Consider the following 15,443-nt stretch of genomic DNA (forward strand, 5'->3'; position numbering starts at 1 on the left):
CGACTACGAATGCCCTCCTTGATGACAATACGGTCAACCACGACATCGATATTGTGTTGCTTACTCTTAGACAACTCTGGCACTTCGGTTACATCATAGACTTCACCATCCACACGGACACGAACATACCCATCTTTCTGAACCTTCTCAATAACACTCTTATGTTGGCCTTTTTTCTTGCGGATGACAGGGGCCAAGATCTGCAAGCGCTGGCGTTCAGGCAATTCTAAAACCTTATCCACGATTTGCTCCACAGAAGAAGCCTTGATAGCTCCATGCCCGTTAATACAGTAAGGCGTCCCCACACGTGCGTAGAGGAGACGCAGATAGTCATTGATTTCAGTCGTTGTTCCCACCGTCGAGCGAGGATTTTTACTAGTCGTTTTCTGGTCGATGGAAATAGCGGGGCTGAGACCATCAATAGCATCTACATCAGGCTTCTCCATATTCCCCAAGAATTGACGAGCGTAGGCTGACAAACTCTCCACATAGCGACGTTGACCCTCCGCATAGAGGGTATCAAAGGCCAGACTGGATTTCCCTGAACCTGACAAGCCGGTCACGACAACCAACTTGTCTCGTGGAATTTCCACGTCAATATTTTTTAAATTATGGGCACGCGCCCCATGAATGACAATTTTATCTTGCATCTTTGTTCTTTCTAGTCCATTATTGCTTACCATTATACCAAAAAAAGTGAGATTCTATTACCCAAAAGGCCGATTTTGTAGTATAATAGTACGGTGTGAAAAAATCTGAAAAATGAGAAAGGATAAGGGATATGAAACAAGTTTTTCTCTCTACAACAACTGAATTTAAAGAGATCGATACGCTTGAACCGGGTACTTGGATCAATCTCGTCAATCCGACTCAAAATGAATCACTCGAAATCGCTAATGCCTTCGATATCGATATTGCCGACCTTCGAGCACCGCTCGATGCAGAAGAAATGTCTCGTATTACAATTGAAGACGAGTACACCCTGATTATCGTTGACGTGCCGGTCACAGAAGAAAGAAATAATCGCACCTACTACGTAACCATCCCGCTTGGTATTATCATCACCGAGGAAACCATTATCACTACTTGTTTGGAACCATTACCAGTCCTCGATGTCTTTATCAACCGTCGTTTGCGTAATTTCTATACCTTCATGCGTTCGCGTTTTATCTTCCAGATTCTCTATCGCAATGCAGAGCTTTACCTAACAGCCCTTCGTTCGATTGACCGTAAGAGTGAACAAATCGAAAGTCAACTGCATCAATCAACTCGTAATGAAGAATTGATTGAGCTCATGGAATTGGAAAAAACCATCGTCTATTTCAAGGCTTCCCTCAAAACAAATGAACGTGTGATTAAGAAATTGACCAGCTCAACCAGCAATATCAAGAAATACCTTGAGGACGAAGACCTGCTTGAAGACACCCTGATTGAAACCCAACAGGCCATCGAGATGGCAGACATTTATGGAAACGTCTTGCATTCTATGACAGAGACCTTCGCCTCTATCATTTCTAACAACCAGAACAACATTATGAAAACCTTGGCCCTTGTGACCATCGTCATGTCCATCCCAACCATGGTCTTTTCTGCCTACGGGATGAACTTTAAGGATAATGAAATCCCCCTAAACGGTGAGCCAAATGCCTTCTGGTTAATCGTCTTTATCGCCTTTGCTATGAGTGTCTCGCTCACTCTCTATCTCATCCATAAAAAATGGTTCTAAGAGGAGTTCCTATGTCTCAGATTGATCTACAAAAATTAACAAAGAAAAACCAAGAGTTTATCCACATCGCTACCCAACAATTCATCAAAGATGGAAAAACAGACGCTGAAATCAAGGCTATCTTTGAGGAAGTTATTCCCCAAATCCTTGAGGAGCAAGCCAAGGGTACGACTGCTCGTTCCCTCTATGGCGCACCGACCCACTGGGCTCATAGTTTCACTGTCAAGGAACAATATGAAAAAGAGCATCCAAAAGAAAATGATGATCCAAAACTCATGATTATGGACTCAGCCCTTTTCATCACTAGCCTCTTTGCCCTCGTCAGCGCCCTCACAACTTTCTTTGCAGCAGATCAGGCTTTCGGCTATGGACTTGTCACTCTCCTGCTAGTTGGACTTGTTGGTGGATTTGCCTTCTACTTGATGTACTACTTTGTTTACCAATACTATGGACCAGATATGGACCGCAGCCAACGTCCACCTTTCTGGAAATCTGTACTGGTTATCCTAGCTTCTATGTTCCTTTGGTTGCTTGTCTTCTTTGCAACAAGCTTCCTACCAGCTAGCCTTAACCCAGTACTTGCTCCAGTGCCACTGGCTATTATCGGAGCAGCCCTCCTAGCCCTTCGCTTCTATCTCAAGAAACGCTTGAATATCCGTAGCGCAAGTGCAGGACCAACACGTTATTAAGAGAATGATAAAAGCAACTGCAGGTGCGGTTGCTTTTTTACTACTTTCCTGATTTAAAAGTATTCTTCTGACATCCCACATAGCTTTCTCTTATCTTTTGTGATAAAATAGGCTCAATCTATTTCTAGGAGGATGAGATATGGTTTCTACTATTGGTATTGTTAGTTTATCTAGTGGCATTATCGGTGAAGACTTTGTCAAACACGAAGTGGACTTGGGTGTCCAACGTCTCAAGGATTTGGGACTCAATCCTATCTTTTTGCCCCATTCGTTAAAAGGATTAGACTTTATCAAGGACCATCCTGAAGCCCGTGCGGAGGATTTGATGCAGGCCTTTTCGGACGATAGCATCGACATGATCCTATGCGCCATCGGTGGAGACGATACCTATCGCTTACTACCTTATCTTTTTGAAAATGACCAACTCCAAAAGGTTATCAAACAAAAAATATTTCTTGGTTTCTCAGATACAACCATGAACCATCTCATGTTGCATAAACTAGGTGTTAAAACTTTTTATGGTCAATCCTTTTTAGCAGACATTTGTGAATTGGACAAGGAGATGTTGCCCTATAGCTTTCACTACTTTAAAGAATTGATTGAGACTGGAAGAATCTCAGAAATCCGCCCTAGTCACGTTTGGTATGAGGAACGAACTGATTTTAGTCCCAAGGCTCTGGGGACAGCTCGTGTCAGTCATGCAAACACTGGTTTTGACTTGTTGCAAGGAAATGCCCAGTTCGAGGGAGAAATCCTCGGTGGTTGCCTTGAATCCCTCTACGATATCTTTGACAACTCTCGATACACAGACAGCACGGAGCTCTGTCAAAAGTACAAACTTTTCCCTGACTTGTCAGACTGGGAAGGTAAGATCCTCTTGCTAGAGACAAGCGAAGAAAAGCCTGAGCCGGAAGACTTCAAAAAGATGTTGCGGGCTTTAAAGAACGCTGGTATATTCGAGGTCATCAGTGGACTCCTGGTCGGAAAACCTATGGATGAAACTTTCTATGACAACTATAAAGAGGCACTATTGAATATTATTGACAGCAATATCCCGATTATCTATAATCTAAATGTCGGCCACGCAACTCCAAGAGCCATTGTACCCTTTGGGGTCCATGCTCATGTAGATGCACAGGAACAAGTCATTCGCTTTGACTATAACAAAAAATAAATAGTTTCTCTATTTTTGTGCTTTTGTATTCGTTTTCGTTACAATTTGTATCTGAATTTATTGCATTTCGCTAATTTCTATGATATCCTTTTGAAGGAGGTGTATATGACAAAACAAAAAATTAATCGAATCGTAGGTTCTATTGGTGCCTTTATTGGAATTATAGTATTTATTGCCTACATACCTCAAATTATCGCTAATTTACAAGGAAATAAAGCTCAACCATTTCAACCTTTATCAGCTGCTATATCTTGCTTAATCTGGGTTATTTATGGATGGACAAAAGAACCTAAGAAGGATTGGATACTAATCATTCCAAATTCAGCCGGTGTTATTTTAGGTGGAATCACTTTTTTGACTTCACTCTAACAAATCTAATAGTATATATAAAAAGCTGGGAAAAGTTTCTCAGCTTTTTCTATATTCTCAGATATTCTAATTACCTATACTCACTAATTCCTGCTTTTCCACTCACAATCATTCTCGTGGTCATCAACTAGGCCTGCTGCTTGTAGAAAAGACAAGACTGCGACTGGGCCTGTGAACTTGAAACCTCGTTTTTTGAGATCTTTGGCTAATTTCTCAGACAAGGGTGTTTTAGCTGGGGCTTGGCGGTAATCGGGAACATCATTAACGATCGTTTTCCCCTCAACAAAAGACCAAAGATAGGCATCAAAAGAGCCATATTCTTCCTGTAGTCGTAAAAATGCTTGAGCGTTAGCGCGTGTAGCAAAAATCTTGGCTCTATTTCGGATGATGGCTGGATTGTCTAACAGGACTTCCAACTCAGTGTCGGTCATATCTGCGACTGCTTGAATTTGATAGCCATAAAACGCTTCTCGGAAAGCTTGCCGTTTGTTGAGCACCGTTTCCCAAGACAAACCTGCCTGATAGGTTTCCATGCACAATAACTCAAACAATGCTTGGTCATCATGGAGGGGCTGGCCCCACTCCTCATCATGATAGGCGATATAGAGAGGATTGGTCATCTTGACCCACGAACAACGTTTTGTCATGCTCTGCTCCTATTTGACCAACATTTTAAGGGCTGACTTGATATAGTTTTCAGCTGTATCTGTCGTTCCTTCAAAGAATTTCTTGATTTTCTTGAGCTCGGTTGCCTTGTAGCCCAAAGCCAACATGGCCTCCATAGCTTCTTCCAATTCTTGGTTTTCAGCACTGGCTTGGACTGCCACCTTGGCAGGAAGGTCATCTCCTGCAACTACTACCTTGCCTTCCAAGTCCAGCACCATCTGCTGGGCTGTTTTCTTGCCAATTTTAGGGAACTTGGTCAAGTAGGTGATGTTCTTGGTTTCGATGGCTTGAACCAAGCCAGCATTGTCATCGGCAGCGATAATAGCAAGAGCTGAAACAGGACCAATCCCAGAGACCGAAATCAGACTGAGAAAGAGTTTTTTCTCATCTTCTGAGCGAAATCCATAAAGTAGATGGGCATCCTCACGCACGACCTGATGCACATAAATTTGAGCTTCCTGATTAACCTGACCTGAATAGGCATAGGGATTGGCTACATGCAGGATATAACCGATACCGTTGACTTCAAGAACAATGTATTTAGCCGTGATTTTGGTAATGATTCCTTTTAAATATTCGTACATAGTTTTCCTTTTATGCTCAATGAAAATCAAAAGCAAACTAGAAAGCTAGCCGCAGGTTTCTCAAAGCACAGCTTTGATATTGCAGATAGAGCTGACCTAGTTTGAAGAGATTTTCAAAGCGTATTCGTTTAATATTTCCCCAACTCACGGAGACTGGTGTGATTTTCCTGAATGCGTCGGAACATTTTTTCCATATCCGACTTGGTAAAATGCACCAAAACAGGGCGTCCGTGGGGACAGTTATAGGGATTATCACATTGAGAAAGCTGATAGAGCAGCTGTCTAGCTGAGTGGTCATCGATACGATGGTTGGCCTTGATGGACCGCTTGCAGGACATCATGATAGCCAGCTCTGCTCGGTATTTCTTGATAGAAACTTCCTTGGTCAAAAGGAGCATGTCGCACATCTCATAGATACCTGACTCAATCTCCTCCTCTGCCATCCAAATAGGATGTTCACGTAGAATAAATTGATTTTCCCCGTACTCTGCTAGAAAGACACCCACTTCCTCCAAAAGAGGCATTCTTTCCTTGAGACGAAGGGCATCATCCGCAGGAAATTCAAAGATATAAGGTACTAAGAGTTGCTGCTGACTCTGGTCAACATCGCCAATGCTTTCACGGTATTCCTCATACTTGACCCGTTCCTGAGCCGCGTGCTGGTCTATGATGTAGAGCCCATCTCGCCCCTGGGCAAAGAGATAAGTCCCGTGCATTTGCCCGAAAAATTCCAACTCTGGGAAGCTTGAAGATTCTTCTCGCTCCAGCTTGTCATAGGCCTTATCAAGACTAGCTAGATCTAGCTCTGGATGGTCTAGTTGGTCATAGTTAGCAGGCTTTCTCTCTGCAAAATGCAGTTTTGCTGGCTTGGTCAATTGGTCCAAGGTTTCCTTGGCAAACAGGGTCAAATCCTGTCCTTCATCAGCCAATTCCACCTGATAATCAGCTACTTCAGCTTGACTTGGTCTTGTCGGCTCTGTTTTCTCATAGTAGAGTGTATTTTCTTTGAGTGGGAGAATGGTCTGCTCCGCCTTTTGACGATTGCGCACGGTCGATTTGGCAAGATTTTCCAAGGCATCTGGTATCAGGGTTTGCTCCTTGAGACTATTTGCAATAGCTTCTGAAACCAGCGTCATCAGTTCTTTTTCCTTGGAAATCCGCACCTCTTGCTTGGTCGGATGCACATTGACATCCGCTAGATAAGGGTCGATATGAATGTGAATGACAGCCAGTGGAAAACGGCCTACCATAAGCTTACTGCCATAGCCGTCTAGAATTGCACGATTGAGCAGGAAATTCTTTATATAACGGCCATTGATGAAGAGACTGATATAGTTGCGGTTGGCTCGAGTTAACTCAGGTAAGGACACAAAACCTGAAATTTCGAAATCTAGGTCAGAATTTTCAATTTCAATCATCTTCTTGGCACTCGCCAAACCGTAAATCCCTGCGATAGCTTGGCGCAATTGACCAGTCCCAGCTGTCCGCGTCATTGCCTTGCCATCACTAATCAAACTAAAAGAAATCTCAGGATGGGCCAAACCCAGACGATTGACAATATCAATGATATGAGACAACTCCGCTTGCTGACTCTTCATATACTTGAGGCGGGCAGGCGTGTTGAAAAAGAGGTCCTCCACACAAACCTTGGTCCCCACAGGACTAGTCGCTGGGATGATTTCTTCTACTTCTCCCCCACGTGCGACGAGCTTAGTCCCATGACTCGCACCATCCACCGCCGTCAACAGAGTCAGTACACTGACAGACGCGATAGAGGGCAGGGCTTCACCACGAAAACCAAGCGTCCGAATTCGAAAGAGGTCTGCTTGATTTTTTATCTTACTGGTCGCATGACGACGCAAGGCCAATTCCACCTCATCGTGAGCAATTCCATGACCATTATCTGTGATTTGAATCTTCTTGAGACCAGCTTCCTCAATCTCAATGATAATCTGGCTAGAGCCAGCGTCAATAGCATTTTCTACCAACTCTTTGACCACACTGGCAGGACGTTCAATGACCTCCCCGGCTGCAATCTGGTTTGCCAGCACCTCTGGCAATTCAATAATATGAGACATCTTTCAGCCCCTTTCTGTATCTATTTTCCTAGAAATTGATTAGTGCTATTATACCATATTTCAGATAGGACAGAAAAGCAATCACCACATAGGAGCCAAATCCCTCCACATAGACAAAGTCCCTTGCAAGGGGCTGAAAAATAGTGTTTAATAAAGATATACAGGAAGTGATCACAACCTTGTATAACTAAAAAGGAGAGAAATTTATGAAAGTAGAACTACAGATTAGTGAGACTTACAAGGAGGAAAAACTGATTGTCCAAGCACCTCAGCCGACAGATAAAGTCCAGAAAGTCATCGAGTTCGCAGAAAATCTTGACCAAAAAGAAACAATCAAAGGAAAGATTGATGATCAGGTCTATCTAGTTAAGATTAGCAAGATTCAACGCTTCTATATCGAGAATCGGAAGGTTCTTGCAGAAACGGCTAGCCAGACCTACAATATTGATTTACGACTCTATCAGGTTCTTGAAATTCTGCCAACCAATTTTATCCAAATTTCCCAATCAGAAATCATCAATATCAACTCCATCTCTCATCTCAAGCTAACCCCAAACGGCCTAGTAAAAATTTTCTTGAAAAACGAAAGCTTCACCTATTCTTCACGCCGTTATCTAAAAACCATCAAGGAGAAATTAGAACTATGAAAAAACAAATCTTCCACGACGCAGCTGCTGGTGTCCTCATCGGCCTCATCCTCTCTATCATCTTTTCACTCATTTATGCACCAAATACCTACGCACCACTAAGTTATGACTCTCTCATCGGCCAAGTGATGACCCAACATCAGGTTCACGATGCCCTAGTCTTGCTCTACTGTACTCTTATCTGGGCGGCTATCGGTATTCTCTTCAACTTTGGAAACCGCTTATTCAGCCGTGACTGGAGCATGCTTCGTGCCACTCTGACTCATTTCTTCCTTATGCTGGCTGGCTTTGTCCCACTAGCAACTCTGGCTGGTTGGTTCCCCTTCCACTGGATCTTCTATCTCCAGCTCATACTTGAGTTCGCAATTGTCTACCTCATCATTTGGGCTATTCTCTATAAAAGAGAAGCTAAAAAAGTAGACCATATCAATCAACTCTTGGAGCATAGAAAGTAAGAGTTCTGATAAAACTGCCTAGGATAAAAAAAGCCAAGCCGAAGCTTAACTTTCCAACTCATACAAATCTGCAATAATCGCTGCGACACGTTTGATATCTCCCAGCATACCTCGCATTTCAAAGTCAGCTAATACAGGGAAACCAAAACGTTGACTGTATTGCTTGGCTGTCAGGCAGTATTGGTTATTAAAGTTACGGTTTCCTGAACCAACCACACCAAAACACTTACTAGCATTATCACCATAGGCGATAAAATCTCCCACTGGCGTTGTCAATATCTCAACATCTCCGTTATCCACGCCATTCCCACCTTCAAGGTAGGTCGGTAAAAAAGCGACATAGGGATGGTCCATTTCATAGAAATCTTGGCCTTCTTTGACCAAATCCTTGATATGAATCTTTTGAACCTCAATCCCCTCGTACTGGGACAAGAGATAGTCTTTCAAGCGTGTCACAAAACTTTCAGTATTGCCACTCAGACTAATATAAACTAAAGAAATTGTCTTCATATGTACCTCCATGATTTTATGTATAATCGAAAAATAACTACCAAGATTGTAACTTGATAGTTATTTTTTGTCAATACTTAGGCAAGATCTTCTGTTTCCTCTTCTTCTGCCAAGGCTTTCTGTTGACGCCAAATCTTATAGAAAACAAGGGCTAGGAAAAGAACATTGATAACGATATAGAAAATGCTAACAGCTTTTGAACCAATACTCATTGTCAAACGCATGGTCTCATCTTGAAGCAACTGCACAGCGTCTTGCAAAGTCACATAGGTATAAATTGAACCAATAATAGCTAACAAAACATAGCCAACATAAGTATAGTTTGCATATTGCAAATTCTTACGAACAAGGAACACAATAGCTACTACCACTAAAATAGCAGACAGCACAATCAAGGCAACATTAAAAATAGAATGAGATGCTTCTGCTACTCTATAGCTATAATTAATGCTATCTTCTACCTGCTGAGCACTGACCCCTGCAACTTGTTTTTGAGCAGCACGAAGGACTTCTTTGCTAGGTAAGGGCTTCAAAAGTTCAAACAGAGACGTAGCTGAAATAAGGGCAGACAAGATTAGCAAGACCCATAGATAAATTGGTTTCTTTTTCATGATAGAACCTCCTGATGTTATTATTGATATTATAGCACTTTTTGTAAAGGGATACAAATATTATAGTGTAGTTTCTACCTGTTTTCGGTAGGCTTTTGGCGATTTTCCGCACAATTTTCGGAACACTTTATAGAAATATCCAACATTACTGTAACCAACAGCATAACAAATATCTTCGATGCTGTCACTAGTTGAAAGCAAGAGTTGCTGGGCAGCCTTAATACGTTGTTTGTTTAGTAACTCTGCGAAGGTCGAATTGGTTTCACGCTTAATCAACTGCCCCAGATAGACAGGATTGATAAAGAGATCCTTACTGATATCCTTGAGAGAAAGTTCCTTCTGATAATCACGTCCAATGACTTCTAGCACACTGACCACATTTTCATTCATCCGATATTGTCCAAAGAATCGGGTCAGAGTTTCCTTGATATAAGGAACCAGTTCATCGAAGGACTGAATAGCATGAATCGTTTTGACGATATCTGTCAGGTCATCAGCTTTGAGATGTTCAAATAAATGGAAAACATCCATGACAAACTGTGTAAAAAGTTGTTTGGTAATCGGAACACGCGGTGTATTCTCAAGAACCACCTTTTCCAAAAGGTTCAACTCTTCCACGATTTGATTGAGATTCCCCTGAATGATAACCCTATAAATCGGTTCATAATAGGCAAAGAGACTCTCAGACTGTTTTAGATTTACAGAACCGTAAAAGAGGGCTTTCTCAGCATTCAGCTTCCAGCGTTCAAAGTGTTCTTGATAAGGAGCTTCAAAGGGAGTAACGACTAAACCATCTAGGGGTTGATCAGAAATAAAAATCTGCCAGTCTTGACCCAAGACATAGTAGGGAATGGTGAAAGAACCTTGTTTTTCCTTGGATAGACCTATCCACCAATTCTCCTTATCCCCTAAATAACTAACAAATCCGGCCTCATCTAAATCTTGACTAAGGGTCTGACTTTTCTTCCCTCTCTCGCCGAGCTGACCTGCAATCTTCTCTAGCAGATTACCCAACTCTACCTTATCAACAGGCTTAACCAAATAGTCCACCACACTAAGGTTCATTGCTCTTTTTACATAATCAAACTCCTGATAACCTGAAAGCAGGATATAGGCTGCATCTGGTAAGATTTCTTTCATCTCCCGAATCATATCAAGCCCTGTTTTGTCGGGCATATTGACATCTGAAATGATGACATCGATGGGATTTTCCTGAACATATTCTAGGGCTTCATCGGCATGATTGGCTGTTGCGACGACCTCCATATCCCACTTATCAAAGGGAATCAAACGTTTCAGACCTTCTGTCACCATGTACTCATCATCTACTAATAATACTTTATACATTTTCTCCCTTTCTACTCATCTTGAATTGTAATACGATACTGAACACCTGCTTGCTCCGCAGACTCTATCGTAATGGCATAGCGGTCCCCAAAATAGAGCACAAAACGCTCATGTACATTGGTAATCCCGATAGACTGCTTTTGATCACTGTAACTGGCTTGGTGTTCAAAATGTCTCTGACTTAATTTTTCTCGAATACTTGTCAGTTTTTCAACCGACATTCCACGGCCATTATCGACCACCAAAATTTCTACAAAACCATCCTGTTTAAGCGCCTTTATGCTAATCACATTATCTGTCCGTCTGTGGTCAACACCATGCGCGAAATAATTTTCAACCAGAGGTTGTAAGGTAAACTTAGGAATCTTCATATTCTCTAACTCTGGATCTATCTTGAAACCATAGGCAATGGACTTGGGATAGCGAACCATGCAGAGGTAGCTATATTTACGGCAAAATTCTAATTCCTGTTTGAGAAGAGTTTCTCTTTCGTCAGAAATATTGTTACGCAAGAGACTACTGAATTCATAAATGATATCTGCTAACTCATCTTGACTCTGCATAACTGCATACATGCGCAAGAATTCCAGCGTATTATACATAAAATGAGGATTGATTTGCGCCTGTAAGGCTCGCATATTGGCATCTTTTTGACTAAGCTCCAACTGATAAATATCATGGATGTTCTTTTCCAATCGATCCAACATATCATTGGTGGTCTCTGCGATTAAGAGCAATTCCTGATCCTTTTCAAGTGTGTCAATGCGAAGACCTTCCTCTCCTTGGGCAATAGCTTGGATGGAATCCACCAGGTCCACTACCTGCTTTTGATAATTAGCAAAAGTCTTCCTCAAAGTCAGATAGAGAATAACAATAAAGAGAAGGCTCAAGCCCACAATCAAAGCAGAGCTGGTCACCGTTCCTTGTAAAACAAAGTTTTTGGGAACTGCCACCTGAACCTGATAGCCATGAGATGTCACACCAACAAACCAGTTTTCATGCTCCCTATTGACTCTCTCACCAATATGAAAAATCTCCGTATCAAAAGGCGATGTCACAGTAACAGCCATCGGGATATGACCTCGGGTATTGTCTACAGCATGGTATAAGATTTCTGGATCCAAGGAAATATAAACAACCCCTATAGATTGATCCGTCGCTGGATCTAAAATAGGAACTCCAAAACTATTGGCCTCTGGTTTAAAGCCTTCCGCAAGTACCGAATGACCACCTCTCTCATTTCTGCTCGAAACATAAACTTCTTTAAAATCCTGCAAGACGATTGCAACACCCGTTATATAGTCATTTTGTACATAAAGATCATCAATATTTTCATACAGCGAAATAGAAGTTGACGAAGCCGCTTGATGCTCCAACAGCCAATAAAAATACTCAGATGTTGATAGACTAAAATACTTATAAACCCCTTGTATACGGTCTTGATTGGCTACTAAATCTTGCGCTAGCTGGGCTGACTCGCGATAATAATACTCCACCTCATCGACTGTTCGAGTGGTTACACGCTGGGCTACTCTTTGAGCTTCCTTTTCCCGTGAATCCCAGTCAGCGTATGAGAGTAAGATTGCAAAACTCGCAATAATAATCATCATAACTGAACTGTAGGTTCTCAGAAGCGTATGTAGCCAAAACTGCTTCATTCTATTTTGTCGCCAATTTTTCATGGATACTTTCATAGACCGGTTCCAACATATCACTGATAAAGAAATGCCACATCCCAATTCCTACAAAGAAAAGCAGGGCAGGCATATAGTAGCCAATTGCCACAAGTAGCACTGTCCCAAGAAGAACCTTGGCCACAGCTGCTAGACTCATAAAAATGCCAATCAAGGATAGTTTGAGACTATTTCGATAGGACAAATCAAAATAAACTTGTAATTTCAAAGATACTGTATAGGCCAAAAAGAGCAGGGCAACTACTAGAACATTCAAAAAGGTCGCAATCAAATGAATGATAGTCTGATGAGGCAATTGCACCAAGAGATACAAGCCATAAACCAAAATCAAATCCACTCCTAAAAAGCTATAGAAAATCAGGTTGCTTGAGACAAAATTTTGCTTGTAAAGAGACCAAGCCTCCTTCAAGCTGTATTCCCGAAAGCTATAACCATGTTCTGCATACAAGCTCATCAAGGTGGCACTAGCCGGCGCTAGACCAAGAATAATCCCTCCCGCCAATGTTAATAGCCAAAAGAAGGCTGTCGCAATCATTCCTAAAAAGAAACGATTAAAGACAAAGTCTAAAAATCTCCCCATAATATCCCCCTAAAAATAACTATGAAACCATTATATCATATTTCAAGCGTTTTCAAAAACTTCTAGTATCCATTTACAATCCCACCAAACCGTGGTACAATGAGAATTGTGAAAAAATTATCAGGAGACAATTCATGAAGAAATCTATCTTAACTACACTGCTCTTTGCAGTTCTTTACTTCCTCTCCATGGGGATTGGTGTCCTTTTGGGAAATCTCTTTGACCAAACTGGAAACATGTTTTATGCGCCTGCCTTTACTGCCCTTGTCGGCGGTAGCGTCTATATGATCCTAGTCGCAAAAGTTCCGCGCTTTGGTGCCATTACCACTATCGGCCTTGTCATGGCCCTCTTTTTCTTGGGATCTAAACACGGTGCTGGTGCCTTCCTTCCTGGAATTATCTGTGGTCTCCTAGCAGATGGAGTAGCTCATTTAGGCAAATACAAGGATCAAACTAAAAATTTCCTTTCTTTCGTTATTTTCTCCTTTAGCTCAACAGGACCAATCTTACTTATGTGGATTGCGCCTCAAGCCTATATGGCTACCCTTCTAGCAAAAGGAAAATCGCAAGAATATATCGACCGTATCATGGTCGCACCAAACCCTGGAACTGTCCTTCTATTTATCGCAAGTATTGTCATCGGAGCCCTAGTGGGTGCCTTGATTGGACAAGCCTTAAGTAAAAAGTTTGCACAGAAAATCTGATTACTAAAAAAGAGCCAGGCGGCTCTTTTTATTTATGACTCAATTTTTTGGTCAAGAAATCTCCCAAGAATTGGATTGCAAAGATAATCAAAATGATAATAATGGTTGCCAAAATCGTCACATCGTGATTGTAGCGGTTAATACTCAATGAAAATCAAAGAGCAAACTAGGAAGCTAGCCGCAGGTTGCTCAAAACACTGTTTTGAGATTGGAGATAAGACTGACGAAGTCAGTTACATATACCTACGGCAAGGCAAAGCTGACGTAGTTTGAAGAAATTTTCGAAGAGTATAGCTCCATAAGCGATGGCTACGTTACCAATACCACCAGCTCCAACTGCCCCCGCCATGGCTGTTTCCCCAACAAGGGAAAAAGATCACAGTCGTCACACGAATCAAATCTGGAAGGCCTTCTAGTAAGTCTGGGCTTCCTCGGTTAAAATTTTTTACCTGAAAAACTTCTTTTTTCTAGGGATAAAATCAACCCTATCACACTCACTACTAAAAACACCCACCAACAAAGCCTGATATCTTGTAAAGCTAAGAATGAAAATACAGACATTCCCAAGGGTAATGTTAGGGAAAAAATCATACTCAAGAGATTATTACTCCTAGCTAATACATCCGCACTCAAATTAGACAGTAACAAAGTATCTAATTTAGGCATTGATTTCGACATCAAATACATGACAAAGGCTAAGCAGGCAACACCTACTAGAGGAGAGAAATCTAAAATATTAGCAGTAGCCAGCAAGACAAACAGAATTGCATTGAGCGATAACAAGCTTGAAAAAGACCATTTCCCAAAATAATCATGGGGAGTTAAGCTACCAAGAATAGCTCCTCCCAAGCTAACACATTCAATTAAAAATAGGGCTTGAGCATAGCTGAGATGATAGATAGTATGGTCTAATAAGTAAAAGTGATAAATACCTCCAACAGCTCCTCCCAAAGTATTCATTACCAAAATAACAAGAATAATTTTAAACAAAGATTTACTTTCTCTCTGTCTAAAGATAGCATCCATGTCCACATAGATTGCCTTAACTTGTTGAAGTAAACTAATCGACTTATCCTCTACACTTACAGACAAATGCGTCAATTCTCTTCTATTTTTGAATAAAATGAGAGAAGATAGTAAAAAGAAACCAGCATTCACCATTGCAACAAAAGAAAAATTTTGATGACTGGTTGTGAGTAACCACACTCCTAAAGCTTGACCTCCTAGATTTGATAAATAGGAAACAAACTGAGTAAAGGAATAAGCTTCATAGAGCCTATCTTCCGAAATGTTATGCTGGATAATCGGCATACGCAGGCCTGCTGTATAATCTGATAAAATATCCGAACAGATATTAACCATACAGATAAAAGCAAACGTTACGAAGTTCTGGTCATGAATCACACTAGCAATCAAAAGAAATAGCAGACTTTGCACACAACCAACCCAGATAATTGTCCCTGCTTTATTCCGAGTATGATCCGCCTTAATCCCGACATAAAAAGTAAATAGGAAAGGTAAAATCGTAATCATATTCGCCATAAATACAGCTATATTTTTAAAGGGTAGACTCGCAGCATAAACGATAAATACCAGATTATAAATATAA

Annotated in this window: 16 protein-coding genes and 2 pseudogenes; 7 read left to right on the plus strand and 11 right to left on the minus strand. The window is 41.3% G+C overall.

From position 1 onward, the window contains the following. Positions 1–650: pseudogene (locus ACLNCN_RS00450) on the minus strand (excinuclease ABC subunit UvrA); the annotation flags it as partial. A gap of 131 nt (positions 651–781) precedes the next feature. Here ACLNCN_RS00450 and ACLNCN_RS00455 point away from each other — a divergent pair. The 4 genes from ACLNCN_RS00455 to ACLNCN_RS00470 all read left to right on the plus strand — a co-directional run bounded on the left by ACLNCN_RS00455 (position 782) and on the right by ACLNCN_RS00470 (position 3,958). Beyond that, positions 782–1,726, plus strand: a complete 945-nt coding sequence (locus tag ACLNCN_RS00455; RefSeq protein ID WP_000815623.1) for a magnesium transporter CorA family protein — start codon at positions 782–784, stop codon at positions 1,724–1,726. An 11-nt stretch (positions 1,727–1,737) separates the two neighbouring features. After that, a complete protein-coding gene (locus tag ACLNCN_RS00460) occupies positions 1,738–2,415 on the plus strand; it encodes a DUF1129 domain-containing protein (protein ID WP_084926316.1) in 678 nt (225 codons plus the stop codon). 139 nt (positions 2,416–2,554) lie between these two features. Continuing rightward, positions 2,555–3,589 (plus strand): S66 family peptidase, encoded by a 1,035-nt coding sequence (locus tag ACLNCN_RS00465; RefSeq protein ID WP_084926315.1) that lies wholly within the window; start codon positions 2,555–2,557, stop codon positions 3,587–3,589. A 105-nt stretch (positions 3,590–3,694) separates the two neighbouring features. Beyond that, positions 3,695–3,958 carry a SemiSWEET family transporter gene (locus ACLNCN_RS00470; protein ID WP_000166114.1) on the plus strand — a complete coding sequence of 88 codons (264 nt, stop codon included), beginning with the start codon at positions 3,695–3,697 and terminating at the stop codon, positions 3,956–3,958. An 83-nt stretch (positions 3,959–4,041) separates the two neighbouring features. Here the strand turns inward: ACLNCN_RS00470 and ACLNCN_RS00475 are convergent, their stop codons facing one another. The 3 genes from ACLNCN_RS00475 to mutL form a co-directional block, all read right to left on the minus strand. Continuing rightward, positions 4,042–4,605 (minus strand): DNA-3-methyladenine glycosylase I, encoded by a 564-nt coding sequence (locus ACLNCN_RS00475; protein ID WP_153198980.1) that lies wholly within the window; start codon positions 4,603–4,605, stop codon positions 4,042–4,044. A 9-nt stretch (positions 4,606–4,614) separates the two neighbouring features. Beyond that, the gene (gene ruvA, locus ACLNCN_RS00480; RefSeq protein ID WP_000273423.1) at positions 4,615–5,208 is read right to left on the minus strand and encodes a Holliday junction branch migration protein RuvA; all 594 of its coding nucleotides are present in this window, start codon (positions 5,206–5,208) and stop codon (positions 4,615–4,617) included. A gap of 128 nt (positions 5,209–5,336) precedes the next feature. After that, complete coding sequence (mutL, locus tag ACLNCN_RS00485) at positions 5,337–7,286, minus strand: DNA mismatch repair endonuclease MutL (protein WP_414367878.1); 1,950 nt, start codon at positions 7,284–7,286, stop codon at positions 5,337–5,339. A gap of 206 nt (positions 7,287–7,492) precedes the next feature. Between mutL and ACLNCN_RS00490 the strand changes: the two genes are divergently transcribed. Both ACLNCN_RS00490 and ACLNCN_RS00495 read left to right on the plus strand, forming a co-directional pair. Continuing rightward, complete coding sequence (locus tag ACLNCN_RS00490; protein ID WP_414367876.1) at positions 7,493–7,933, plus strand: LytTR family DNA-binding domain-containing protein; 441 nt, start codon at positions 7,493–7,495, stop codon at positions 7,931–7,933. After that, complete coding sequence (locus ACLNCN_RS00495) at positions 7,930–8,388, plus strand: DUF3021 domain-containing protein (RefSeq protein ID WP_100910951.1); 459 nt, start codon at positions 7,930–7,932, stop codon at positions 8,386–8,388. The genes ACLNCN_RS00490 and ACLNCN_RS00495 overlap by 4 nt, the downstream gene beginning before the upstream one ends. Positions 8,389–8,433: 45 nt before the next feature. On the opposite strand, the gene nrdI is transcribed toward ACLNCN_RS00495, so the two are convergent. The 5 genes from nrdI to ACLNCN_RS00520 all read right to left on the minus strand — a co-directional run bounded on the left by nrdI (position 8,434) and on the right by ACLNCN_RS00520 (position 13,130). Next, positions 8,434–8,898 carry a class Ib ribonucleoside-diphosphate reductase assembly flavoprotein NrdI gene (gene nrdI, locus ACLNCN_RS00500; RefSeq protein ID WP_004255033.1) on the minus strand — a complete coding sequence of 155 codons (465 nt, stop codon included), beginning with the start codon at positions 8,896–8,898 and terminating at the stop codon, positions 8,434–8,436. Positions 8,899–8,975: 77 nt separating this feature from the next. Next, entirely contained in the window at positions 8,976–9,509 is a 534-nt protein-coding gene (locus ACLNCN_RS00505) for an ABC transporter permease (RefSeq protein WP_033685596.1), read from the minus strand. Between the two features lie 60 nt (positions 9,510–9,569). Then, the gene (locus tag ACLNCN_RS00510; protein WP_424844409.1) at positions 9,570–10,856 is read right to left on the minus strand and encodes a response regulator transcription factor; all 1,287 of its coding nucleotides are present in this window, start codon (positions 10,854–10,856) and stop codon (positions 9,570–9,572) included. Between the two features lie 11 nt (positions 10,857–10,867). Continuing rightward, positions 10,868–12,538 (minus strand): sensor histidine kinase, encoded by a 1,671-nt coding sequence (locus ACLNCN_RS00515; RefSeq protein WP_424844410.1) that lies wholly within the window; start codon positions 12,536–12,538, stop codon positions 10,868–10,870. Further along, a complete protein-coding gene (locus tag ACLNCN_RS00520) occupies positions 12,516–13,130 on the minus strand; it encodes a YesL family protein (RefSeq protein WP_261125825.1) in 615 nt (204 codons plus the stop codon). Before ACLNCN_RS00520 ends, ACLNCN_RS00515 begins: the two co-directional genes overlap by 23 nt. Before the next feature lie 134 nt (positions 13,131–13,264). Here ACLNCN_RS00520 and ACLNCN_RS00525 point away from each other — a divergent pair, with 134 nt between their 5' ends. Further along, a complete protein-coding gene (locus tag ACLNCN_RS00525; protein ID WP_265475894.1) occupies positions 13,265–13,834 on the plus strand; it encodes an MptD family putative ECF transporter S component in 570 nt (189 codons plus the stop codon). 28 nt (positions 13,835–13,862) lie between these two features. Here ACLNCN_RS00525 and ACLNCN_RS00530 read toward each other — a convergent pair. Continuing rightward, positions 13,863–14,253: pseudogene (locus ACLNCN_RS00530) on the minus strand (hypothetical protein); the annotation flags it as partial. Between the two features lie 16 nt (positions 14,254–14,269). Then, positions 14,270–15,443 (minus strand): transporter (locus ACLNCN_RS00535; RefSeq protein ID WP_424844411.1); only part of this gene is annotated, 1,174 nt, incomplete at its 5' end.

This window comes from Streptococcus sp. CL8.13 (genome assembly GCF_049737895.1).